The following is a 22,865-nucleotide window of genomic DNA, read 5'->3' on the forward strand; positions in this document are numbered from 1 at the left end:
CGACGTTGCGCCTATGGGCGGGCTTGGCCCCGGGGGTCCCGCGCCCGCCGGCGGGGTCGCTTATGCTCGCCCCGCCGGACCGGCCGGCGGGGGGCCCCCCGCCCCCCGCCCCAACCCGATGCTGATCCGTGCGCTGAACCTGGTGTCGCATACGGTGTTCGCGCTCGGGCTTTGGGGTACAGCGCTGCTGATCCGATAAACAGCTCGCTAGAATAAACGGTTCAGATCCCGCCGGCCGTCCACCACACGGACGATTTCAACCCACTCAACAGGGCCATCATCCGTGTCCGGAATCGTTTCGTAGAGCAGTACAAACGGCGCCTCCACCAGCATCCGTACGGAAGACCTGATATCGGGTGCCTAACACCCATGCGCGGATGGTCTGCCAGCTGCAAGGCCCGCGCTTCTAGTTGATCATAATAGCGATCGGCCGCTCGTATGTTTTCGCTGCCTATCATCACGTAGACGTCGATGAGGTCCGCCTTGGCCGCGGGTGACCAGACCAGCCTAACGGTCATTCCGCGAGGCTTCCGCCAGCCTTCGCCGAGCTTCCTTTCGCAACGCGTCGAAATCCACAGGCTCCGGCCTCCCACTTGCCTTGCCTTCATCCCACAGGTGCCTTAGCCGGCGGATATCGTCGTGCCGAAGTTCACGCTTGGCCAGCCAATCCCGCACCGCTTCACGCACAATCTCGCTTGCGGTGGCATACTCGCCCGCCTCGACAGCCTCACGCATCACAGCTGCTTGTTGCGGGGTCACAGCCACGCTCATTTTTTCTACGTTTGCCACGCCCGTTTCCTTATCGCATTTTGCTCTATGGTAGGAAATATTACTCCCTCCGTATTCTGGAGCAACTGCGACGCCACCAAAGGCCTTACGTCCGCTGGACGCTGGTCAAGGCAGCCTGTCGTCGGCCGTCAACCGTTGATAACGCGATGCGCGCCTAGCCGCGCCGCTCCGGAAATTCAATAGCTCTGGGTCGAGCGCCGCACTTTCGCGATTGCCGGTTGTTTGGCCGGCGCAGCAGGCTTTGGCGCGGCTGCAGGCTTGAACGGACCTTTCTTGAACGGTGCCATGCCTTCACGCGCAAGCTCGTCGGCGCGCTCGTTCTCGACATGACCGTCATGGCCCTTGACCCAGTTCCAGGTGACCTTGTGGCGCTTGTTGGCCTCGTCGAGCGCCTGCCAGAGTTCACCGTTCTTCACAGGCTTCTTGTCGGCGGTCTTCCAGCCGTTCTTCTTCCAGCCGTGGATCCACTTGGAAATACCGTCCATGACATACTTGCTGTCGGTGTGGAGGTCGACCGTGCACGGTTCCTTCAGCGCGTTCAGCGCCGAAATGGCGGCCAACAGTTCCATGCGGTTGTTGGTCGTCTCGGCTTCGCCGCCGGAAAGCTCCTTGGTGGTGCCGTTGAAGCGCAGGATCGCGCCCCAGCCGCCGGGGCCGGGATTGCCCGAACAGGCGCCGTCGGTGAAGATCTCAACCTGTTTGCTCATGATACTCATATCAGGCCAATCCATATTCCGAAGACGATTTGATCGCCCGGTGGAACCGCATCCTTCTGATGTATTCGGTCGGATCGCGTTTCATCACCAGCCCGCCATCGGGAACGGTCAACCAGTCGTACAGCCGGGTCAGCATGAAGCGCAACGCCGAACCGCGCGCCAGCATCGGCAGCGCAGCCTTTTCCTGGTCGCTCAGGGGCCGGAGGCTCTGGTAGCCGGCGAGCAGCGCCTTGCCCTTGGTGAGATTGAAGGAAAAATCCTTCTCGAAGCACCAGGCGTTGAGACAGGTGGCGACATCGTAGGCGTAGAGGTCGTCGCAGGCGAAATAGAAATCGATCAGGCCGGACAGTTTTTCGCCGAGGAAGAAAACGTTGTCGGGGAAAAGATCGGCATGGATGATGCCTTGCGGCAGGTCTTTGGGCCAGTTGCGCTCGAAATCGGCAAAGTCGGCATCGACCTCGGCGGCCAGACCCGGCTCGACCTCGTCTGCGCGATCGCGCGCTGCATCCCAGAGCTTGCGCCAGCCGTCGATGGCCAGGGCATTCGGACGCGTCATCGAAAAATCGGCGCCGGCCAGATGCAATTGCGCCAGCGCCTTGCCGACCTCGGCGCAATGCGTTGCTGTGGGCCGCCGCAACGAAAGCCCTTCCAGGAAGGTGATGATGACCGCCGGCCGGCCGGCGAGCGTGCCGATGACGCTGCCGTCATGCGCGGTCACCGGCAGCGGGCAGGACACGCCCTTGTTGGCGAGATGGCCCATTAGCCCCAGGAAAAACGGCAAATCCGCCTTTTCGACGCGCTTCTCATAGAGCGTCAGGATGTAGGAGCCGCTGGAGGTGTGCAGCAGGAAGTTCGAGTTCTCGGTACCTTCGGCGATGCCCTTGTAGGACAGGAGATCGCCGACCGGATAGTGCTTCAGGAATGCGCCGAGTTCGCCTTCCGCAACGTCGGTGTAGACCGCCATGTGGCTTACGCGGCTCCATTGACGAAGGCCATGTCGGCCCGCGTCAGTTCGACATCGCGCAATACCCGCATGACCGGAAAATCCTCCGTTTCCGTGGCCGTGATGGCCAGATCGATCGTGACATCGAAGCGCTGCCGGAACGCGTCGATGATCTCGTCGACGATGATTTCGGGCGCCGACGCGCCGGCCGACAGGCCGAGCGTCGAGATGTTGCCGATGTCATTCCACGGAATCTCGGCGGCGCGCTGCACGAGAAGCGACATGGTGGCGCCTGCACGCTCCGCGACTTCGACAAGTCGTCGCGAATTGGAGGAATTCGGCGCGCCGACGATCAGATAGAGATCGGCGCCCGGCGCGGTGTCCTTGACGGCTTCCTGGCGGTTGGTGGTGGCATAGCAGATCGATTCCGCCGCCGGTGCCTGCAGCGCCGGAAAGCGATCCTGCAAGGCGCGGATGATGCCGGCGGTGTCCTCGACCGACAATGTGGTCTGGGTAACGAAGCCGAGCGCCTGCGGATCGGCGGGCGAGAGCTTTGCGGCATCGGCTTCGGTTTCGATCAGCGTCACCGCTCCGTCCGGCAGCTGGCCCATGGTGCCGATCACCTCGGGATGGCCGGCGTGACCAATCAACAGCACATGACGGCCGAGCCGCTGATGGCGCATCGCTTGCTTGTGGACCTTCGACACCAGCGGGCAGGTGGCATCGAGATAGAAGAGATTGCGCGCCTTCGCATCCGCCGGCACCGATTTCGGCACGCCATGCGCCGAGAACACGACGGGCGACTGCCGATGTTCGGCCGGTATCTCGGAGAGTTCCTCGATGAAGACGGCGCCAAGGCTTTGCAGCCCCTCGACGACGTAGCGGTTGTGCACGATCTCATGGCGGACATAGACCGGCGCGCCATATTTCTTCAGCGCCAGCACGACGATCTGGATGGCACGGTCGACACCGGCGCAGAAACCGCGCGGCTGGCAGAGCCGGATCGTCAGAGGTGGTTTGGTGGTTGTCTGAAGCATTAAATCCGGGCCGGTTGATCAAAGCCGAAATGAGGTGCGCACCCCTGCCCTGTCAAGGGCATCAGCCGCGTTCATTCGTCTTTCGCGGGACGGCGAAGCCGCAGGATGAGCACGGCTGCGAGCGCCGCGGCAAGCCCGTACCAAGTCATCGCATATTGCAGATGGCTGTTCGGGAGGTCGATGATGGTGACGCCGCCAACCGGCAAGCCGCCCGGGTTTGGCGTCTTGTCTGCGTCGATGAAGATCGGCACCAGCGCGGCGCCCGCCGGCAGACCGGCGCTCGCAGCCATCACGTCGCGGTCCTTCCAGTAGAAGATGTTCTTCGCCACGTCGTTGTCGGGCAGCATCATCGACGGCTTCGCCGGCAGCGGGTTGCGGGCCAGCCCGGTCACGGTCACTCTGCCAGTCACCTGTCCCTTGGCGCGCTTGGCGGCGTCCTTCAGATCGTAAGGCACGAAGCCGCGATTGATCAGGACGAAGCGGCCGTCGTCGAGCGCCAGCGGCGTGTAGACATTGAAGCCGGCGTCACCTTCCCAGGTTGCGTAGAAATGGCGTTCGCCTTGATGCAGGAACGTGCCGGTGACGGTAACCGGCGTATAGTCGACATCCCCGGTGGCGGCGAACTCTTTCTCGACCGCAACCAACGGCAAGGGCGCCGAATGGGTACGCTGGTCGATGGTCTGCAGAAGGCCTTCCTTCCAATACAGGCGCTGCACTTGCCAGGTGCCGAGCACCAGCAGGATCAGGAACAGCATAAGGCCAAGGCCGAGCAGCAATGCCGATCGCGGTCGCGAACGACCGTCAGTTTTAACGGAAGCCTCGCTCATTCGCCGCGATCCAGCCGGCCCTCGGCCGCTTTGTTGCGGTATTGCAGCGTCAGCAGCACGCCCTTGATCAGCCGCAGCGCCGTCAAGCACAGCACGACAGCCAGCGGAATCCAGACCAGCAGATGCAGCCAGAGCGGCGGGCTGAGCGTGACTTCTACCCAGAGCGCCAGGCCGACGATGATAAAGCCGATGATCAGGATCACGAACACCGCCGGCCCGTCGCCGGCATCAGCGTAGGAATAATCGAGGCCGCAATTGACGCAGCGCTTGCCGACGGTGAGGAAGCCGGAGAACAACCGCCCCTCGCCGCAACGCGGGCAGCGGCCATGCAGGCCGGCCGAGATCGGATCGATCGGCGGCCAGATCGCCCTGTCTTCACTCATGGGAGCGTCGTCGCTCATGCTTACCGCTCGATCTCGATCGGTGTGCCATCGGCCACCATCGCCCAGATTTCGTCCATATCGGAGTCCGTAACCGCAATGCAGCCGTCGGTCCAGTCGACCAATTGAAGCAGCCAGCCCCACCAGCCATAACCATTCGGTTGGCCGTGGATCATGATCATGCCGCCCGCGTCGACATTGCGCGCCCTGGCGGCCGCCAGATCGTCGGTGTTGGGGTAGGAAATATGGATCGACCTGTGCGCGATGCTGTTCGGGTTCCGCCAGTCGAGGACATAGTTCCCCTCGGGCGTGCGTTGATCGCCCTCCTGGTGCTTATGCCCCACAGGATCGCCGCCGAGTGCGATGCCGTAGCTGCGCAGGATCTTGCCGTAGCCGATGAGTTCCAGCCGGCGTTCGGCTTTGTGGACACGCACCAGATCCACCTTCTCGCCGGCAAAGGCCGGGAGTGCCGCGATCATCAATGCGCAAATGGCCCGGAAAATTGTCAGCCGCATCGGCTATCGATCAGCGATCATTGCGCCAAAAAGAAGAAGGCGGCCACGTTGCCGCGGCCGCCTTCTCGAAACGAAAACTCCTCAGGCCAGGATCAGTGGCCCTCGATCACCGCGCCAACCGATCCCCAGACGTAGATCGAGGCGAACAGGAAAAGCCAGACCACGTCGACGAAGTGCCAGTACCAGGCGGCCGCCTCGAAGCCGAAATGCTGCTTGGGGGTGAAATCACCCTTCATCGCCCGGATCAGGCAGACCAACAGGAAGATGGTGCCGATGATGACGTGGAAACCGTGGAAGCCGGTCGCCATGAAGAAGGTGGCGCCATAGATGGAATCCTTGAAGGCGAACGGAGCATGCATGTACTCGTAGGCCTGCACCATGGTGAACAGCATGCCGAGGCCAACAGTCAGCACCAGGCCGTTGATCAGGCCTTTGCGATCGCCATGGATGAGCGAATGGTGCGCCCAGGTCACCGTGGTGCCGGACAGCAGCAGGATGACGGTGTTGTAGAGCGGCAAATGGAAAGGATCGAGAACTTCCATGCCCTTCGGCGGCCAGACACCGCCGGTAAACGCGGTGCGGGCATATTGCTGGGCTTCGCTCGGAAACAGGCTGGCATCGAAATAGGCCCAGAACCAGGCAACGAAGAACATCACCTCAGAGGCGATGAACATGATCATGCCGTAGCGCAGATGCAGCGACACGACACGCGTGTGATGGCCCTCATGCGCTTCCTTAATGGTGTCCGACCACCAGGCGAACATGGTGTAGAGGATGATCACGAGGCCGATGAAGAACAGCCATGGATTGGCGATGTTGAAGCCAAAGATCGGGAACGAGCCGCCCTTCAGGTACTCCATCAGGCAGACGCCGCCAAAGGCGGTGACAAGTGCGCCTACCGATCCCAGGAAAGGCCACGGGCTCGGGTCGACGAGATGATAGTCATGCTGTGGTTTTGCGTGCGCGTCTGCCATATCAACCCCCGAGATTTGCTTCGGTATTCGAAATTGTCTTGCTGTTGCCCTCGGCCGGCTCCGAGGAGGCGACCGGCTTGGTCTTCTCGACCGGGAACATCGTGTAGGACAGAGTGATCGTCTTCACGTCCTTGAGCTCCGGCACATTGACGATGTCGGGGTCCACGTAGAACAGCACCGGCATGTCCAGCGTCTCCCCGGGCTTCAGCGTCGTGTCGGTGAAGCAGAAGCACTCGACCTTGTTGAAATAGGGACCTGCCAGTTCAGGCTGCACGTTGAAGGTAGCGCGGCCGGTCACGGGACGATCGAACTTGTTGGTCGCCTGATAGTGCGCCTGCACGGTCTCGCCGATCTTCATCGTCATCGAGCGCTGGACCGGCTGGAACTCCCACGGCACGCCAGCGATGTTGGCATCGAAGCGGACAGTGATCTCGCGGTCGAGCACGCGGCCGGCATACTGCTTCTCGGCACGTTGCGTCGTGCCGCCATAGCCGGTGGCCTGGCAAAACATTTTGTAAAGCGGCACCGCGGCATAGGCCATGCCGATCATGCCGGTGAAAAAGGCGAGGCAGACAGCCGCGACGATGACGTTGCCGTTCTTGCCAGCCGTTTTTTTTGAGGTCTCGACGCTCATCACATCGTGCCCAGATTGTGGCCGAACTTCACGATCGTCGCGATGTAGAAAATGACCACCAGCAGCGCCAGCGCCACACCGATGGCGATAGAACGGCTGCGCTGCGCCTTCTTCTGACGCTCGGTCAACGTGACGGTCTCGAGCTTTTCCTCGATCATGGTCATGCTCCACCCATGGCAAGCGCGCGTTCGACAACGCTGTCGGCCAGATAGGCAGCGAAGATGGCGAAGAGGTAAAGCAGCGAATAGGCGAACAGGGCCTTGGCCGGTTTCATGACGCCGTCATCGTCGGCCATGCCAAGCACTTTCCACGCGTACCAGACAAAACCGACTCCCAGAAGCAGGGCGGCCACGCCATAGAACGGCGTGGTGTAGCCAAGCAGCCACGGCAGCACGCCGACCGGGGCCAGCACCAGCGCATAGGCGAAGATCTGGCGGCGGGTCGAAGCGTGGCCGGCGACGTTGGGCATCATCGGAATGCCGGCCTTGGCATAGTCCTCGGACTTGAACAGCGCCAGCGCCCAGAAATGCGGCGGCGTCCACAGGAAGATGATCAGGAACAGGACAATGCTTTCGAGGCTGACTGTCCCGGTCACCGCGGCCCAGCCGATCACAGGCGGAATGGCGCCGGCGGCGCCGCCGATGACGATGTTCTGCGGCGTCCAGCGCTTCAGCCACATCGTGTAGACGACGGCGTAGAAAAAGATGGTGAAGGCAAGCAGCGTCGCCGCCAGCCAGTTGACCAGTACGCCGAGCGTCATCACCGACAGCACCGACAGCACCAGCCCGAAGGTCAGCGCTTCGTGCGGCTGGATGCGACCGGCCGGGACCGGGCGGGTGGCGGTCCTGGTCATCACGGCATCGATGTCGGCATCGTACCACATGTTGAGCGCGCCGGAGGCACCAGCACCTATTGCAATAGCCAGGATGGCGATCACCGCCAGCAGAGGGTTGATGGTCACGGGTGCGGCGACAAGGCCGACAAAGGCGGTGAACACCACCAGCGACATGACGCGCGGCTTCAGCAGCGCGAAGAAATCGCCCGCCGTCGCTTCCGACATGCGAAAGCCCGCTTCGTCAATCAATGGGTCGTCGACAAGGGCCATGCGTACTTAAGTCCATCATCCGTTGGCCAAAACCGCCGGCGGACCGGCGGTTTCGTATTCGAGCGGGCAGCCGCCTTACTTGATTTTCGGCAGCTGTTCCCACTGGTGGAAGGGCGGCGGCGAAGGCAGCTGCCATTCGAGCGTCGTTGCGCCCTCGCCCCATGGGTTGGCGCCGGCGATCCGCTTCTTCTGGAAGGCCTCGAACACGCCATAGAGGAAGATCAGGACGCCGATGGCCGAGATATACGAGCCGATGGACGACACATAATTCCAGCCGGCAAACGCATCGGGGTAGTCGATGGTGCGGCGCGGCATGCCGGCGAGACCGAGGAAGTGCTGCGGGAAGAAGATCAGGTTCACGCCGACGAAGGTGACCCAGAAGTGGGTGTTGGCGATGACGGGCGAATACATGTAGCCGGTCATCTTCGGGAACCAGTAGTACCAGCCGGCGAAGATGGCGAACACCGCGCCCAGCGACAGCACGTAGTGGAAGTGGGCAATGACGAAATAGGTGTCATGCAGCGAGCGGTCGAGGCCGGCATTGGCCAGTTGGACGCCGGTGACGCCGCCGATGGTGAACAGGAAGATGAAGCCCAGCGCCCACAGCATCGGCGTCTTGAACGAAATCGACCCGCCCCACATCGTCGCGATCCAGGAGAAGATCTTCACGCCTGTCGGCACCGCGATGACCATGGTGGCGAAGACGAAATAGCGCTGCGTGTCGAGCGACAGGCCGGTCGTGTACATGTGGTGCGCCCACACGATGAAGCCGACGGCGCCGATCGCCACCATGGCATAGGCCATGCCGAGATAGCCGAACACCGGCTTCCTCGAGAAGGTCGAGATGACGTGACTGATGATGCCGAAGCCCGGCAGGATCAGGATGTACACTTCAGGGTGACCGAAGAACCAGAACAGGTGCTGGAAGAGGATCGGGTCGCCGCCGCCGTCGGGCGCAAAGAAGGTGGTGCCGAAATTGCGATCGGTGAGCAACATGGTGATGCCGCCGGCCAGAACCGGCAACGACAGCAGGAGCAGGAAGGCGGTGATCAGCACCGACCAGGCAAACAGCGGCATCTTGTGCAGCGTCATGCCAGGCGCGCGCATGTTGAAGATGGTGGTGATGAAGTTGATGGCGCCGAGGATCGACGACGCACCGGCAATGTGGATCGACAGGATCGCCAGATCCATGGCCGGCCCGGGCTGGCCCGAGGTCGAAAGCGGCGGATAGAGCGTCCAGCCGCCACCGACGCCAAAGGCGCCCGGCGCGCTCGGCACGAACATCGAGGTGAGCAGCAGGATGAAGGCCGGCGGCAACAGCCAGAAGGAGATGTTGTTCATGCGCGGGAACGCCATGTCGGGCGCGCCGATCATGATCGGGACCATCCAGTTGGCGAAACCGCCGATCAGCGCCGGCATGACCATGAAGAAGATCATGATCAGGGCGTGCGCGGTGGCGAAGGCATTGTACATGCTCTTGCCGCCGTCGATCGCGGCGTCACCGTTCATGCCATAGACCATCTGCGCCAGGCCGCTGAAGATCTGGATGCCAGGCTCCTGCAGCTCCATGCGGATGGCGACCGACAAGGCACCGCCGATGATGCCGGCCATGATCGCGAAGATCAGGTAGAGCGTGCCGATGTCCTTGTGATTGGTCGAATAAACCCAGCGGACCCAGCCGTGATAAGGCTTGTGGTCGTGCCCGTCGTGAGCTGCAGCGTCTGCCATGTTCCGCTCCGTTCCCTAAATCTTGCTAACCCGCGGCATCAGTTGCCGGCGGCCGCTACCTTGTTCTGGCCGTCGACCTCGGCCATCAGCGTCTTGTTGGCGCCGGGCAGATCGGTCTTGGCTGCCGCCAGCCAGGTCTTGAACTGCGCGTCGGAGACGACGCGGATGGCGATCGGCATGAAGGCATGATCCTTGCCGCAGAGCTGCGAGCACTGGCCGTAAAAAATACCTTCCTTCTCCGCCTTGAACCAGGTCTCGTTGGTGCGGCCCGGAATGGCATCGATCTTGATGCCGAACGACGGCATGGCAAAGGAGTGGATCACGTCGGTCGCGGTGACGAGCACGCGGGTCATGGTGTTGACCGGCACCACCAGTTCGTTGTCGACGGCCAGCAGGCGCGGATAGACCTTGCGGTCCTCCTTGCCGGCGCCGGCCCGATCACCGTCCTGGAGGATCGCGGAGTTGAAGGAGAGCGTGTTTTCGGTCTGGTACTCGTAGTCCCAGTTCCACTGGTTGCCGGTCGCCTTGACGGTCAGCTTTGCTTCTTCCGGCGGCGTATATTGCGCGGTCAGCAGCTGGAACGAGGGAATTGCCAGGCAAAGCAGGATGACGACCGGACCGACAGTCCAGATCACCTCGATCAGCGTGTTGTGGCTGGTCTTGGACGGAACCGGGTTCGCGCTCGCACGGAATCTGACGATGCAATAGGCTAGAAGAAGCAGCACCAGGATGGTGATCGGGACGATGAACCACATTGTGTAGTTCCCGAACCACTCGATCTGCCGCATCATGTCGGTCGCCGGCGCCTGGAAGGTTGTCTCCCAGTTCTTGGGCTGGTCGGCATGGGCGGATGCGCCGGCGAAAAACGTGATAGCGGCACAAGCACTTAGAAACTTGGCACTTGCTGGAACCTTGGCGTTTGCCAGGAAATTTCTCATCGCCCTCATCGTCTCCCAGTTCCTCGCTGCGGTACCCACGAGAATAACGAACAATGCCGGGACGGGAATCCCGACAGTTTCAAGCTGGTTCAAACCATACTCTTTTTCCCTCCGCAAGAAAGGAGCGGACGAAACCGTGCGGCATTTTTGCGCGCAAGCCCGGATGTGCCTTTGGAGGCAGCCGCGGCAGCACCGAATCGCCTACAGTGAGCCCGCAGCAGCATTCCCGCGGGCCGCAGGTGCCGAACGTCGCAATTCGGGCGAAATTGGCAGGGAAAAGCGCCCTATTGGCTTTTTCGGGGCAGACCTGGTGCGGTCTCGTCCTTTACTTGGCTTTGGCGCGGCTTAAAGTGCCGTGATTCGCAATGGAGCCGTCATGAATTACTGGCTTTCGAGAAACTCTCGGTTTTCGAGAAACTGGGCGAAGGTCATCTTTCTCGCCGCCCTGTCTGGCATCGGCTTGTCCGCGATCGTGTCCGGCACGGCCAACGCCGCGCAGCCGAGCGGCACCGTGCGCTCGACGCATGGCGCATGGTCGATCATCTGCGACACACCGGCCGGCGCCACCTCGGAACAATGCGTGATGATGCAGAACGTCGTCGCCGAGGACCGTCCCGAGATGGGACTGTCGGTCGTGGTGCTGCGCACCGCTGACAACAAGGCGGAGATCCTGCGCGTGCTGGCGCCGCTCGGCGTGCTTTTGCCCAACGGGCTCGGCCTCAATGTCGACGGCAAGGATATCGGCCGCGCCTATTTCGTGCGCTGCTTCCAGGACGGCTGCTATGCTGAGGTCATTCTCGAAAAGCCGCTTCTCGACACGCTGAAGACCGGCACGTCGGCCACCTTCATCGTCTTCCAGACCCCGGAAGAAGGCATCGGCATCCCGGTCGACCTCAAGGGTTTTGCCGACGGCTTCGCCGCGCTCCCCTGACAGCCCGGCGACATCACCGACTTCATCAACCAGAAGTGACATCGGCCGGCTGCTGGCAAACCGCTTTTGTCTTCACAATGCGGCAGAACGATTGTCTCGGCGCACCTTCGCGCCTACATCGTGGCAAAGACCCATTCCTCCTGTGAACGGACGCGCCATGAACAGCCTGATCGGCCAATTCGACATTTCAGACGATCGCATCAAGCAGATCGTCGCTGAGACCATCAACGGCGCCGATGACGGCGAGCTGTTCCTCGAATACAGCGAGAGCGAAGCGCTGATGTTCGACAACGGCCGGCTGAAGACCGCCAACTTCAACACCGACCAGGGTTTTGGCCTGCGTGCGGTTGCCGGCGAAGCCAGCGGCTATGCCCATTCCAGCGACCTCTCCGAAGCTTCGCTGCTGCGCGCGGCCGATGCCGTTTCAACCGTCAAGGGCGGTTATTCCGGCACGCTTGCCGCCGCACCCGCCCGCACCAACCGCCATCTCTATGGCGAAGAGAACCCGATCCCCTCGCCTTCCTTCGAGGCCAAGGCAAAGCTCTTGCAGGAAATCGATGCCTGGCTGCGCGCCGAGGATCCGCGCGTGCGGCAGGTTTCGGCATCGCTCGCCGCATCCTGGCAGCATGTCGAGATCGTGCGCGCTGATGGCCAAATGGTGCGCGACATCCGCCCGCTGGTCCGCATCAACGTCTCCGTCGTGGTCGGCGATGGCGACCGCCAGGAGAGCGGCTCCTACGGCATGGGCGGCCGCAAGGCGTTTGGCGAATTCCTGGTCGAGGACAGCTGGAAGCACGCCGCCAAGGAGGCGCTCAGGCAAGCCCTGGTCAATCTCGAGGCCATACCGGCCCCGGCCGGCACTTTCGACATCGTCTTGTCCAGCGGCTGGCCGGGCGTCATGCTGCACGAGGCCGTCGGCCATGGGCTGGAAGGCGATTTCAACCGCAAGAAGACCTCGGCCTTCGCCGGCCTGCTAGGCCAGCAGGTCGCCGCCAAGGGGGTGACCGTCGTCGACGACGGCACGATGCCCGAGCGGCGCGGCTCGCTGACCGTCGACGACGAAGGCACGCCTTCGGCCCGCAATGTGCTGATCGAAGACGGCAAGCTGGTCGGCTACATGCAGGATCGCCAGAACGCCCGGCTGATGGGCATGAAGGCAACCGGCAACGGCCGTCGCGAAGGCTACGCCCACCAGCCGATGCCGCGCATGACCAACACCTACATGACATCAGGCGACATGGAGCCGGACGAAATCATCGCCTCGGTCAAGAACGGCATTTATGCTGTCTCCTTCGGTGGCGGCCAGGTCGACATCACCTCTGGCAAATTCGTGTTCGGCTGCACCGAGGCCTACATGATCGAGAACGGCAAGGTGACGCAGCCGATCAAGGGCGCGATGCTGATAGGCAACGGCCCGGACGCCATGCACCGCGTGTCGATGATCGGCAACGACATGAAGCTCGACACCGGCATCGGCATGTGCGGCAAGGCCGGACAGGGCGTGCCCGTCGGCGTCGGCCAGCCGCATCTGCGCATGAATCAGATGACGGTCGGCGGCACGCGGGTCTGATGCGATGGCCACTGGAGAAAAATCCGTTGCCTCCAGTTCAACCGCCGATCAGCTCACACGGCCTGCTCCGGTCTTTCCCCCAACGCGACCCGAGGATGTGTTCGGGTCGCTGCCCAACAGAGGCAAGTCGAAAACATTGAGAGAAATAGAAACGGGCGTGCTCGCGGAAGCACGGCGTCGCCAAACCAGCGAATGATCTACCGCCTCTTCTTCGGCTTCTCCAGCAGCGCCACTGCCTCGACATGCGGCGACCACAGGAACTGGTCGATCGGGGTGACGCTTTTCAAGGTGTAGCCACCGTCGAGCAGGATGCGCAAATCCCGCGCGAGCGTCACCGGATTGCAGGACACCGCCGCAACGTAGGGAACATCCGAGCGGGCGATCTGCTTCGACTGGTCCTCGGCGCCGGCGCGTGGCGGATCGAACACCAGGCCGTCGAACGCATTCAACTCCTTGAACGTCAGCGGCCGGCGGAACAGGTCGCGGCGTTCGCCCGTCACCCGCTTCAGGCCAGTGGCGAAACGCGATCCACGGTCGAGGGCCGAAAGGGCTGCCGCATCGCCCTCCACCGCATGGACTTCCGACTTCGCGGCCAGGCGCAGAGCAAAACTGCCGCAACCGGCGAAAAGATCCGCCACCTTCTTGGCACGCTTCAGATGCCCGCCGACGATATCGGCCATCGCCTGTTCGGCGGCCTCGGTTGCCTGCAGGAACGCGCCCGGGGGCAAGGCTACAGCGACGCTGCCGAACATGACCACCGGCTTCCTCGGCTCGATGATGATTTCGTCATCGATGGACAGCCTGGCAAAGCCCTGCGCCATGACGAAATTGGCAGCGATGCGGCGCTGATGCTCCCCCAGCTTGCCGGATTCATGAACCGCGACATCGAGACCCGAACCGGTCACGGTGACCGCCAGCCGGAACGATTTGGTGGTGGCGCAGACCAATTCGGCGAGCGCCTTCAAGCGATCGAGCGAAGCGACGATCTCAGGCAGCGAGATCGGGCATTCCGATATGGCGACGATCTCCGGCGACAGATGGCGGTGGAAGCCGAGCAGCATGCCTGTATCGGTGCGCCGGGCGGCAAGCACGACACGGCGCCGCGTCTGCGGCGCGCAGGCGACCAGGTCGCCGATCTCGCAATCGATGCCCTTGCCCTTCAAGGCGTGCACCACCTTTTCGCGTTTCCACTGGTGATAGGCTTCGGCTTCGAAATGCTGGAGCGCGCAACCGCCGCATTCGGTAAAATGGCGGCAGGCGGGATCGATGCGAAGCGGCGATGCTTCCAGCACCGCCATCAGCATGGCGCGGTCCCTTTCGCGCGCGGCGGTGACCGTTTCACCGGGCAGTGTGAAGGGAATGAACAGATCGCCTGTCTCGGTTTCGGCGATACCGTCGCCCTGAGCGCCAAGTTTCCTGATGCTGAAGCGCGCGCTCATCGATCCTTGATCCCACCGAGCAGGAATTCGCGATTGCCGTCGCCGCCTTCGATCGGCGACAAATGCAGGCCGAGCGCGCGCCAGCCGGGGACGGCATCCAGCCAATCCTGCAGCAGGCCGGCGACACGGGAGGCGTCGTAGGGGTCTTTCAACAGACCACCCTTGCCGATCGCATCACGGCCCGCCTCGAATTGCGGCTTGACCAGAAACATGGCCTTGGCGCCAGCCTTCGCCAGACCAAGCGCCGGCGGCAGCGCCAGTTTCAGCGAGATGAAGCTGACGTCGGACACGATGAAATCCGGAATACGCCCGCTGAGATCGGCGAGGGCGAGGTCGCGGGCGTTCAGCCCTTCGATCACCGTCACACGCGGGTCGCCGCCGATATCAGGATGCATCTGGCCATGACCGACATCGACGGCGGTGACATGGGCCACACCGCGCTCGAGCAACACCTGGGTGAAGCCGCCGGTCGAGGCGCCGATGTCGAGCGCTTCGCGGCCGGCAGGGTCAAGGCCGAAATGATCGAGCCCACCGATCAGCTTGAGTGCCGCGCGCGACACATAGCCTTGCGCCGGATCATCGATGGTAACAAGGCATTGCGGCAAAACGCTCTGGCCGGGCTTGCGCGCAATGACGCCGTCGACGGCCACCGTGCCACGCTCGACCGCGTCGCGGGCACGTGAGCGGCTGGCAAACAGCCCGCGCTGGACGAGCAGGTCGTCGAGCCGCTGGCGTGCGCTGGCTGGCAGAGGCGAATTCATCGGCCTTCATGGCGAAAGCCGACGACGATGGCAAGAGCGCCAGCCGGAAGCATTTCGTCTCCCGTTCCCGTCATCACGCCCAGCATCTTGGACCGCGACGATGGTGAGGCATTCCGTCCCGTCGACCATCTTTATGAATATCCATGCGTTACGCCCGTTGAGACAGATGACCGCCGTAGCATGAGGTCTCGCCGCCTGCGGATAAATACCAAAAACCTAGAAAGCCTCATGATTTCTTAACCAATTTTCATCGCATTTGCTTGAGGACTTCAATGTTATGACCGCGACGACCGGAAAACCCGGATGGAGAGGCGGCAACCTTGGAAATGGCCAGCGATATCGTCTACAGGGTTCTTGATCGGATTTCCGGCGCCGGCCTGCTGGCGACCGGACTTCTGTTGCTGACTGCTTTGGTCAGCGCCCTGGTCGCCTACTGGCGCACGGTCGAGAAAAAGAGCTGGAAAGAGTTCTTCGAGTTCGCGGTCCCGCATGAGGTCATCACGCATCCCTCGGCGAAAGCCGACCTTTTGTTCTGGGTGACGCGGAAGGCGCTGATGCCATTCCTCATGCTGCCCGCCGGCGTCGTCTTCGTCAGCGCCGTCGGCTATGCGACGAACTGGTTGCTCTCCACGCTGCTGGCAATCCAGCCGCCCCTGATCGAAGGACCGGCAGGGCCTGTGACGGTGACGATCTTCACCATCACCATGCTGCTTGCCTACGACATTTCGTATTATCTCTATCACGTCGCCCAGCACCGCTACCCGGTGCTCTGGGAACTGCACAAGGTGCACCATTCGGCCGAGGTGATGGTCGGCATCACCAAGGATCGCGTCCACCCGCTCGACGAATTGATGAACCGGGCCTGGGACGGCGTCATTCCCGGCATCTGCTTCGGGATCTGGTCGCTGGTGTCGCTGAACCTCGTCGAGCTGACGGTCTTCGGCGTCAACGTCTACATCATACGCAACATCCTGATGATGGATTTCGTCAGGCACACGCATTTCAAGATCTCGTTTGGACCATTGAACAATCTGATCCTGTGTCCGCACTGGCATCAATTGCACCACAGCACCGACCCGCGCCACTACGACAAGAACTTCGGGCTGCTCTTCTCGTTCTGGGATCGGCTCTTCGGAACGCTATGCGTTCCCAGACCCGACGAGGACTTCAAGTTCGGTTTGATCGAACGCAACGTGCGCGACTACCAGTCGCTCGCAGGCCTCTATGTTCTGCCGCTGAAGCGGATGTGGCGGCAGATCGCCAGACATTTCCGCACCGACAAGCCCGAGCCACAGCAATCGCCGCAAGGGGGCAAGCCATGAACGGACCCGCCGTGTTCCGGATGCCGCGAACGCACCGGATCGAAATTGCGACCTCGTCAGCGCGACTGGCAGAAATCGCGCCCGCCTGGGCAGCGCTCTGGCAACGCGCCGGCGGCCTCGTTTTCCAGCATCCCGACTGGATCTCGGCCTGGTGGCACACCACACCGCATCAGGACCGCCGCGGTCTCAGGATCGGCATGGTCTGGAGGGGCGAGCGCCTCGAGGCCGTCATTGCGCTCGCGACCTTCTGGCGCTCGGGCATCCGTATGCTGGAGTGGGCGGCGAAAGATCACTGCGACTATGGCGATGTCCTGCTTGCTCCCGATGCCGAGCCACAGATCCTGCCGCAACTCTGGCAACATATCCTCGACGATGGCGGCTTCGATCTTGCCTACCTCAATCGTCTGTTGCCCGATGCCCGATTTCGGACCCTGCTCGGTCCCGCCGCCCCAGGCCAAGACAATATCTTGCAGCCAAGCCACCGCAGCGAGGTCAGCTATCGAGTTTCCGGCGCCGGGCAACGCGGCGCACAATGGTTTGAAAGCCAGTCGAAGAAAACCCGGCAAAACTATCGCCGTGGCTACAAATTTATGGAGGAAGGCGGCGCGCTGCGTTTCCGCCTGATGGATGCGCACGAAGCCCGCGAGCCGGTGCTGGAGCGCGTCGCGGCACTGAAGCGGGTATGGCTTGCAAAACACGGCCGCGTTTCGGACCTCTTCGACGAAGGTTCCCCCGCGCTGGCGGCACTCATATCCGTTCTTGCCAAGCTTGGATTGCTGCGCATCTTCGTGCTCGAACGCGAAGACGAGATCATCGCCATCTCGATCAATTTCGAGCAGCATGGAACGATGATGGCTTTCGTCACCACCTATGATCCGGCCTTCGAACGGGCCTCGCCGGGCATGGTCTTGATGATGGATTACATCCAGTGGTCGTTTGACCGGGGCTTGGCCACGATCGATTTTCTCTGCGGCGGCGAGGATTTCAAGCGCCGCTTTGCGACGCATTCGGTGACCTTGTCGTCAGTGGTGGGTGGACGAAACCTGCGCGGACGCCTAGCCGCCCTGGCAGACCGCGCCCGCCACGCGGCGCAATCCTGGCGCCCCGAGAAACCGGCGCAACAAGCGGAGTTGGTGGCGGCGGAGTAGCATTGCCAGCGCCTTCTTAGATCACCCGCACAGCGGCAAGCACGATGAAACGATCGGGCAATCCCGATCAAGGCTTGCTGCTCTCCAGCTCAGAATACGCTTCGCGGAACCGGACGCTCGACGGCTGGAGACAACCCATCCTGACGCCCTCCCGAAGCTTGCTCGCGTGCAGGCTCGATGGCAACCGCAGGCGCGGGAACAGGGGCCGGCAGAACCACCAATTGCGGCACCTGCTTGAATGAAAAGCCGCCGCGGATGTCGCCCATCTTGCCAGCGACGATGCCCATCGCCGCCTTTTCGAGGCTGCGATCATAGCGCGTTTCGGCTGTGGCCGGCGCGACGATGACGGCGCAAAGCGCTGCACCGCACAGAAGCGTTTTCATTGTTGTTGTCTCCCTGCCTGATCACGATCTAGCAGGGCGCCATTGAAGAACGGCCAACAGACACGGTAAGCAAAGCGCCAAACGTCAGCGTAAACAACGCGTTAAGATCGTTGGCCGGCAAACCGATTCAAGTCATTGAGACTTTGATTCAGGCGCGCTGGGCGTGGACTGTGTGCCCGAGTGCCACGAACACGGTGCGCACGATGCCGGCGGCATCGAGCCCGGCATCGGCATACATCTTTTCCGGCTTGGCGTGGTCGGTGAACGCGTCGGGCAGCACCAGCGGACGCACCTTCAGGCCGCTTTCCAGCAGGCCCTCATGGGCAAGGAACTGCAGCACGTGGCTGGCGAAGCCGCCGACGGCGCCCTCCTCCACCGTCACCAGCACCTCATGCGAGCGGGCCAGCCGTCGGATCAGATCCTGGTCGAGCGGCTTGGCGAAACGGGCGTCGGCGACAGTGGTGGACAGCCCGGCAGCCCCTAGCTCCTCGGCGGCGATCAGGCAATCCTGCAGCCGCGTGCCGAAGGACAGCAATGCAACCTTGGTGCCCTCCTTGACGACGCGGCCCTTGCCGATTTCGAGAACCGAGCCGCGCTCCGGCATGTCGACGCCGACGCCGTTGCCACGCGGATAGCGGAAGGCGATCGGACCCTCATCATAGCTCGCCGCAGTGCGTACCATGTGACGCAGCTCCGCCTCGTCGGCGGCCGCCATGACGACGAAACCCGGCAGTGTCGCCAGGAAGGTGATGTCGAAGGCGCCGCAATGGGTGGCGCCATCGGCGCCGACGAAGCCGGCCCGGTCGATGGGAAAGCGCACCGGCAATTTCTGGATGGCGACGTCGTGGACGACCTGGTCGTAGGCGCGCTGCAGGAAGGTGGAATAGATGGCCGCGAACGGCTTGTAGCCTTCGGTGGCAAGGCCCGCCGCGAAGGTCACCGCATGCTGTTCGGCGATGCCGACATCGAAGGTGCGCGACGGGAACGCTTCACCGAACAAATCGAGGCCGGTACCGCTCGGCATGGCTGCGGTGACGGCGACGATACGGTCGTCCTCGCGGCCCTCCTGGACCAGGCTTTCGGCGAACACCTTGGTGTAGGCCGGTGCGTTGGCTGGCGCCTTGGCCTGCGCGCCGGTGATGACGTCGAACTTGTTGACGCCGTGATATTTGTCGGCAGCGGCTTCGGCCGGCGCATAGCCCTTGCCCTTCTGGGTGACGACATGGATGAGCACCGGGCCTTCGCCATTGTCGCGGACGTTTTTCAGGACCGGGATCAGATGCTCCAGATTGTGGCCGTCTATCGGGCCGATGTGATAGAAGCCGAGTTCCTCGAACAGCGTGCCGCCGGTGACGTAGCCGCGTGCATGCTCGACTGCCCTTGTGATCGCACGATCCGCGCGCTTGCCGAGATAGGACGTCAGTTTCTTGCCGAAATCGCGCAGGCCGATATAGGCCTTGCCGGAGGCCAGCCGCGCCAGATAGGCGCTCATCGCGCCGGTCGGCGGCGCGATCGACATGTCGTTGTCGTTGAGAATGACGATCAGCCGTGCATCGAGCGCGCCGGCATTGTTCATCGCCTCATAGGCCATGCCGGCAGACATGGCGCCGTCGCCGATGACGGCAATGACGTTGTTGCGGCCGCCGGAGAGATCGCGGGCGGCGGCCATGCCGAGGCCGGCCGATATCGACGTCGAGGAGTGGGCGGCGCCAAAGGGATCGTACTCGCTTTCGGCGCGGCGGGTGAAGCCGGACAGACCGCTTTCCTGGCGCAGCGTGCGGATACGGTCGCGGCGGCCGGTCAGGATCTTGTGCGGATAGGCCTGGTGGCCGACATCCCAGATCAGCCGGTCGTCGGGGGTGTTGAAGACATAGTGCAGCGCCACTGTCAGCTCGACCACGCCAAGCCCTGCGCCCAGATGACCACCCGTGCGGGACACGGCGTCGACCAGCTCGGCGCGAAGCTCGGACGCCAATTGCGGCAGTTCACTTTCGGCAAGCGTGCGCAGGTCGGCCGGGATGCGGACCTTGTCGAGAAGCGGCGTATGCGGCGTTGCGTTCACGGTGCTCGGGCTTTCGGTTGATGGGCGAATAGGCCGCCGGCCGGCGAAAGTAAATGTGTGTCAGTGACGCGGATCAGGCCCTAGTCTTTTGTCTATGCATTTCGTTCTGCCACTTTTGGGTGACAGGGCATCAGCTTTCCGGCAGCGGAATAAACTCTTCCTCGTCTCCGGGAACGATGTCGAAGCGGCCCGTCTTCCATTCCTCTTTCGCCTGTTCGATGCGCTCCTTGGACGACGAGACGAAATTCCACCAGATGTAACGCTTCGAACCAAGAGAGGCGCCGCCGAACAGCATGAAATGCGCCCCGGTCTGCGACGACACGACGATCTCGTCACCGGGACGGAACACCAGCAGCCGTTCGGCTGGGAATACATCACCCGAAATTGAGACCTCGCCTTCCAGCGTATAGATGGCGCGTTCTTCCGCATCAGCAGGGATTTTCACGCTGGCGCCGGGCGCCAGGCGCAGGTCGGCGTAGAGCGTCTCCGTGTCGGCCCTGACCGGGGACCGCAGTCCCTGGAAATCGCCGATGATGAGGCGCCCGTTGACGCCTTCGGCTTCGATCTCGGGAAGCCGAAGCGCTGCGGTATTCTCGAAAACCGGAGCCACCTCTTCCTTGTCGTCCGGCAGAGCCAGCCATGTCTGCAGGCCGGATACCGACATCGGCGCGCCACGCAGTTCCTCCGGCGTACGCTCCGAATGGACGATGCCGCGGCCGGCGGTCATCAAATTCACGTCGCCGGGCTGAATGACCATTTCGGTGCCGAGTGAATCGCGGTGCCGGATCTTGCCGTCGAACAGATAGGTGACCGTCGACAGGCCGATATGCGGATGCGGACGGACATCCAGTGCCTGACCGGCGCGCAGGATCGCGGGACCCATGCGGTCGAAGAAGATGAACGGCCCCACCAGCCGCCTTTTTGCCGTCGGCAGGGCACGGCGCACCTGAAAACCGCCGATATCCTTGGCGTTGGGTATGACCATCAATTCGATCTGATCGCTGGCGAAGGCATCGCCTGCCTCAGGGTCTTTCCCGGGGAAGAAGCTCATGGACTCTCCTTGTCGGTGGTCGAAGGCCGCCTGGCCGCATCAGGCAAAGCGGATCGCCGCCTTTGCCCGCAGCTTGGCCGCGACCTCTTCGCGATTACGCGGATGCTGGTGGGTTTCCAGGGAATCGAGCAGTTCGCGCGCCGAGGCGGCGATGGCTTCGACGGCATGGTCGAAGGCGTGCTGGTTCTGCTTCGAGGGTCGCGTGGTTCCGCTCAGCTTGCGGACGAACTGAAGAGCCGCGTCGCGCACCTCGTCATTGGTTGCCGGCGGATCAAAATTGAACAGGGTCTTGATGTTTCTGCACATCGCTTCCGTATCTCCTCTTGTCCTTGAGCTGTTTCAATCGGAACGAGTTATATCCTCGATCATGATCATGTCCAAAAACCGGTGAGGCGAGGCCATTTTCGGACCGAGCCTCAATCCGCGTCGAGTGGCTCCGTTCCAACCGGCTTGCCGTCGCGCGACAGCCTGATCTTCTCGACCTTGTCCTCGGCGGCCTTCAGCAGCCGGTCGCAATGCGCCTTCAGCGCCTCACCACGCTCATAGATCTTGATCGACTGGTCGAGCGGCACGTCGCCACGCTCCAGATCATCGACGATCTTCTCCAGCGCATCGAGTGCCTGCTCGAAGCTCATCGCCTTGACGTCTTCGTTGGTCTCATCGGCCATCATTCATCCTTTCATCAGTCGCCCGACATGGGCGGCGACCGAAAATGCCAATCCCTGCAGATCGTAGCCGCCCTCGAGCAGGCTGACGAGCCGGTTGCCGCTGTGGCGTGCCGCGCGCTGCATCAGCTGGCCGGTCGCCCAGTCGAAATCATCCTCGGTCAGATTGATCTCGGCCAGCGGATCGCGGTGGTGCGCGTCGAACCCCGCCGAAATGATGATCAGGTCGGGCGCGAAATTGTCGAGCGCGGGCAGGACGCGCGACAGGAAGGCATCGCGAAACACTTCGCTGCCGGTCTGCGGCGCCAGCGGTGCGTTGACGATGTTGCCGGCGCCCGTTTCGGTCTTCGCTCCGGTGCCGGGATAAAGCGGCATCTGGTGTGTCGAGCAATAGAGCACCGACGGATCGTCCCAGAAAATATCCTGCGTGCCATTGCCGTGATGCACGTCCCAGTCGACGACGGCAACGCGCTCGACACCGTGTTTCTTCTGCGCATAACGCGCCGCGATCGCCGCCGTGTTGAACAGGCAAAAGCCCATCGCCGTGGTCTTTTCGGCATGATGGCCGGGCGGCCGGGCGGCGACGAAGACGTTGTCGGCGCGGCCCGAAAAGACATCATCGACGGCGGCGTTGGCGGCGCCGATCGCGGTGATCGCCGCTTGCCAGCTCTTCGGGCTGGCAGTGGTGTCGGCATCGATGCGGGCAATCCCCTCGTCGGGGATGGCGGCGCGCACGCGGGCGACGAAATCGGCGGGATGCGCGTAGAGGATGGTGGCCTCGTCGCCTTCCGGCGCCTGAATACGATCGAGCCCGGCAAAGGCTTCGTCGTCGAGCACGCGCTCGATGGCGCGTAAGCGGTCGGGCCGCTCGGGATGTCCGGGCGGCGTGAGATGCTCGAGGAAGATCGGATGGGTGTAGAGACGGGTGGTCATCGTCCTAATCTAGT

25 protein-coding genes and 2 pseudogenes are annotated in these 22,865 nt (G+C 62.6%); 5 read left to right on the forward strand and 22 right to left on the reverse strand.

The annotated features are described in order from the left end of the window. A pseudogene (locus NKI21_RS32415) lies at positions 1 to 199 on the forward strand (hypothetical protein); the annotation flags it as partial. 8 nt (positions 200 to 207) lie between these two features. Here the strand turns inward: NKI21_RS32415 and NKI21_RS27520 are convergent. From NKI21_RS27520 to coxB, 14 genes and pseudogenes are all read right to left on the reverse strand, one after another. Continuing rightward, a pseudogene (locus NKI21_RS27520) lies at positions 208 to 518 on the reverse strand (type II toxin-antitoxin system RelE/ParE family toxin). Then, the gene (locus NKI21_RS27525; RefSeq protein WP_127290846.1) at positions 508 to 789 is read right to left on the reverse strand and encodes a ribbon-helix-helix domain-containing protein; all 282 of its coding nucleotides are present in this window, start codon (positions 787 to 789) and stop codon (positions 508 to 510) included. Before NKI21_RS27525 ends, NKI21_RS27520 begins: the two are co-directional and overlap by 11 nt. A 176-nt stretch (positions 790 to 965) precedes the next feature. Beyond that, positions 966 to 1,496 carry a ribonuclease HI gene (gene rnhA / locus NKI21_RS27530; protein ID WP_023808602.1) on the reverse strand — a complete coding sequence of 177 codons (531 nt, stop codon included), beginning with the start codon at positions 1,494 to 1,496 and terminating at the stop codon, positions 966 to 968. Between the two features lie 10 nt (positions 1,497 to 1,506). Beyond that, the gene (locus NKI21_RS27535; protein ID WP_023808603.1) at positions 1,507 to 2,469 is read right to left on the reverse strand and encodes a homoserine kinase; all 963 of its coding nucleotides are present in this window, start codon (positions 2,467 to 2,469) and stop codon (positions 1,507 to 1,509) included. Positions 2,470 to 2,474: 5 nt separating this feature from the next. Next, positions 2,475 to 3,485 carry a 4-hydroxy-3-methylbut-2-enyl diphosphate reductase gene (gene ispH, locus NKI21_RS27540; RefSeq protein ID WP_023808604.1) on the reverse strand — a complete coding sequence of 337 codons (1,011 nt, stop codon included), beginning with the start codon at positions 3,483 to 3,485 and terminating at the stop codon, positions 2,475 to 2,477. A gap of 71 nt (positions 3,486 to 3,556) precedes the next feature. After that, positions 3,557 to 4,312, reverse strand: a complete 756-nt coding sequence (locus NKI21_RS27545) for an SURF1 family protein (protein WP_023808605.1) — start codon at positions 4,310 to 4,312, stop codon at positions 3,557 to 3,559. Next, positions 4,309 to 4,695: a DUF983 domain-containing protein gene (locus tag NKI21_RS27550; RefSeq protein ID WP_023808606.1), complete on the reverse strand. Its 387-nt coding sequence runs from the start codon at positions 4,693 to 4,695 to the stop codon at positions 4,309 to 4,311. The genes NKI21_RS27545 and NKI21_RS27550 overlap by 4 nt, the downstream gene beginning before the upstream one ends. Before the next feature lie 20 nt (positions 4,696 to 4,715). Beyond that, on the reverse strand, positions 4,716 to 5,207 hold the full coding sequence (locus NKI21_RS27555; protein WP_023808607.1) for a L,D-transpeptidase family protein: 492 nt from the start codon (positions 5,205 to 5,207) through the stop codon (positions 4,716 to 4,718). A gap of 92 nt (positions 5,208 to 5,299) precedes the next feature. After that, a complete protein-coding gene (locus NKI21_RS27560; RefSeq protein WP_023808608.1) occupies positions 5,300 to 6,181 on the reverse strand; it encodes a cytochrome c oxidase subunit 3 in 882 nt (293 codons plus the stop codon). A 1-nt stretch (position 6,182) separates the two neighbouring features. Then, a complete protein-coding gene (locus NKI21_RS27565) occupies positions 6,183 to 6,815 on the reverse strand; it encodes a cytochrome c oxidase assembly protein (RefSeq protein ID WP_023808609.1) in 633 nt (210 codons plus the stop codon). Beyond that, the gene (locus NKI21_RS27570) at positions 6,815 to 6,979 is read right to left on the reverse strand and encodes a cytochrome c oxidase system small membrane protein (RefSeq protein WP_024503613.1); all 165 of its coding nucleotides are present in this window, start codon (positions 6,977 to 6,979) and stop codon (positions 6,815 to 6,817) included. The genes NKI21_RS27565 and NKI21_RS27570 overlap by 1 nt, the downstream gene beginning before the upstream one ends. After that, entirely contained in the window at positions 6,976 to 7,920 is a 945-nt protein-coding gene (locus NKI21_RS27575; protein WP_023808610.1) for a heme o synthase, read from the reverse strand. Before NKI21_RS27575 ends, NKI21_RS27570 begins: the two co-directional genes overlap by 4 nt. A 75-nt stretch (positions 7,921 to 7,995) precedes the next feature. Beyond that, positions 7,996 to 9,648 carry a cytochrome c oxidase subunit I gene (ctaD, locus tag NKI21_RS27580; protein WP_023808611.1) on the reverse strand — a complete coding sequence of 551 codons (1,653 nt, stop codon included), beginning with the start codon at positions 9,646 to 9,648 and terminating at the stop codon, positions 7,996 to 7,998. Between the two features lie 38 nt (positions 9,649 to 9,686). Next, positions 9,687 to 10,586 (reverse strand): cytochrome c oxidase subunit II, encoded by a 900-nt coding sequence (gene coxB, locus NKI21_RS27585; RefSeq protein WP_127257085.1) that lies wholly within the window; start codon positions 10,584 to 10,586, stop codon positions 9,687 to 9,689. A 376-nt stretch (positions 10,587 to 10,962) separates the two neighbouring features. Between coxB and NKI21_RS27590 the strand changes: the two genes are divergently transcribed. Next, a complete protein-coding gene (locus NKI21_RS27590) occupies positions 10,963 to 11,517 on the forward strand; it encodes an invasion associated locus B family protein (protein ID WP_023808613.1) in 555 nt (184 codons plus the stop codon). A 157-nt stretch (positions 11,518 to 11,674) separates the two neighbouring features. Then, the gene (gene tldD, locus NKI21_RS27595) at positions 11,675 to 13,087 is read left to right on the forward strand and encodes a metalloprotease TldD (protein ID WP_127811002.1); all 1,413 of its coding nucleotides are present in this window, start codon (positions 11,675 to 11,677) and stop codon (positions 13,085 to 13,087) included. A 197-nt stretch (positions 13,088 to 13,284) separates the two neighbouring features. Here tldD and NKI21_RS27600 read toward each other — a convergent pair whose 3' ends face one another. Together NKI21_RS27600 and NKI21_RS27605 are read right to left on the reverse strand one after the other, a co-directional pair. Then, positions 13,285 to 14,526, reverse strand: coding sequence for a class I SAM-dependent RNA methyltransferase (locus NKI21_RS27600; protein WP_352868405.1), 1,242 nt, complete (start codon positions 14,524 to 14,526; stop codon positions 13,285 to 13,287). Beyond that, positions 14,523 to 15,287, reverse strand: a complete 765-nt coding sequence (locus tag NKI21_RS27605; protein ID WP_352868408.1) for a TlyA family RNA methyltransferase — start codon at positions 15,285 to 15,287, stop codon at positions 14,523 to 14,525. Before NKI21_RS27605 ends, NKI21_RS27600 begins: the two co-directional genes overlap by 4 nt. A gap of 326 nt (positions 15,288 to 15,613) precedes the next feature. Between NKI21_RS27605 and NKI21_RS27610 the strand changes: the two genes are divergently transcribed. Together NKI21_RS27610 and NKI21_RS27615 are read left to right on the forward strand one after the other, a co-directional pair. Further along, on the forward strand, positions 15,614 to 16,609 hold the full coding sequence (locus NKI21_RS27610) for a sterol desaturase family protein (RefSeq protein WP_352868411.1): 996 nt from the start codon (positions 15,614 to 15,616) through the stop codon (positions 16,607 to 16,609). Further along, entirely contained in the window at positions 16,606 to 17,757 is a 1,152-nt protein-coding gene (locus tag NKI21_RS27615; protein WP_502896787.1) for a GNAT family N-acetyltransferase, read from the forward strand. Before NKI21_RS27610 ends, NKI21_RS27615 begins: the two co-directional genes overlap by 4 nt. An 89-nt stretch (positions 17,758 to 17,846) precedes the next feature. Here the strand turns inward: NKI21_RS27615 and NKI21_RS27620 are convergent, their stop codons facing one another. The 6 genes from NKI21_RS27620 to NKI21_RS27645 all read right to left on the reverse strand — a co-directional run bounded on the left by NKI21_RS27620 (position 17,847) and on the right by NKI21_RS27645 (position 22,851). Beyond that, positions 17,847 to 18,140 carry a hypothetical protein gene (locus NKI21_RS27620; protein ID WP_352868414.1) on the reverse strand — a complete coding sequence of 98 codons (294 nt, stop codon included), beginning with the start codon at positions 18,138 to 18,140 and terminating at the stop codon, positions 17,847 to 17,849. A 148-nt stretch (positions 18,141 to 18,288) separates the two neighbouring features. After that, entirely contained in the window at positions 18,289 to 20,202 is a 1,914-nt protein-coding gene (dxs, locus tag NKI21_RS27625) for a 1-deoxy-D-xylulose-5-phosphate synthase (RefSeq protein ID WP_352868417.1), read from the reverse strand. Between the two features lie 130 nt (positions 20,203 to 20,332). Next, complete coding sequence (locus NKI21_RS27630; RefSeq protein ID WP_352550848.1) at positions 20,333 to 21,253, reverse strand: pirin family protein; 921 nt, start codon at positions 21,251 to 21,253, stop codon at positions 20,333 to 20,335. A 39-nt stretch (positions 21,254 to 21,292) separates the two neighbouring features. Next, positions 21,293 to 21,559 carry a DUF2277 domain-containing protein gene (locus NKI21_RS27635; protein ID WP_027035955.1) on the reverse strand — a complete coding sequence of 89 codons (267 nt, stop codon included), beginning with the start codon at positions 21,557 to 21,559 and terminating at the stop codon, positions 21,293 to 21,295. 110 nt (positions 21,560 to 21,669) lie between these two features. Next, positions 21,670 to 21,921, reverse strand: coding sequence for an exodeoxyribonuclease VII small subunit (locus tag NKI21_RS27640; protein WP_127268720.1), 252 nt, complete (start codon positions 21,919 to 21,921; stop codon positions 21,670 to 21,672). A 3-nt stretch (positions 21,922 to 21,924) separates the two neighbouring features. Further along, entirely contained in the window at positions 21,925 to 22,851 is a 927-nt protein-coding gene (locus NKI21_RS27645; protein ID WP_127290880.1) for a histone deacetylase family protein, read from the reverse strand. Positions 22,852 to 22,865 lie beyond the last annotated feature (14 nt).

This window comes from Mesorhizobium sp. M0715 (assembly GCF_040320355.1).
In the GTDB taxonomy this organism is placed as follows: Bacteria; Pseudomonadota; Alphaproteobacteria; order Rhizobiales; family Rhizobiaceae; genus Mesorhizobium.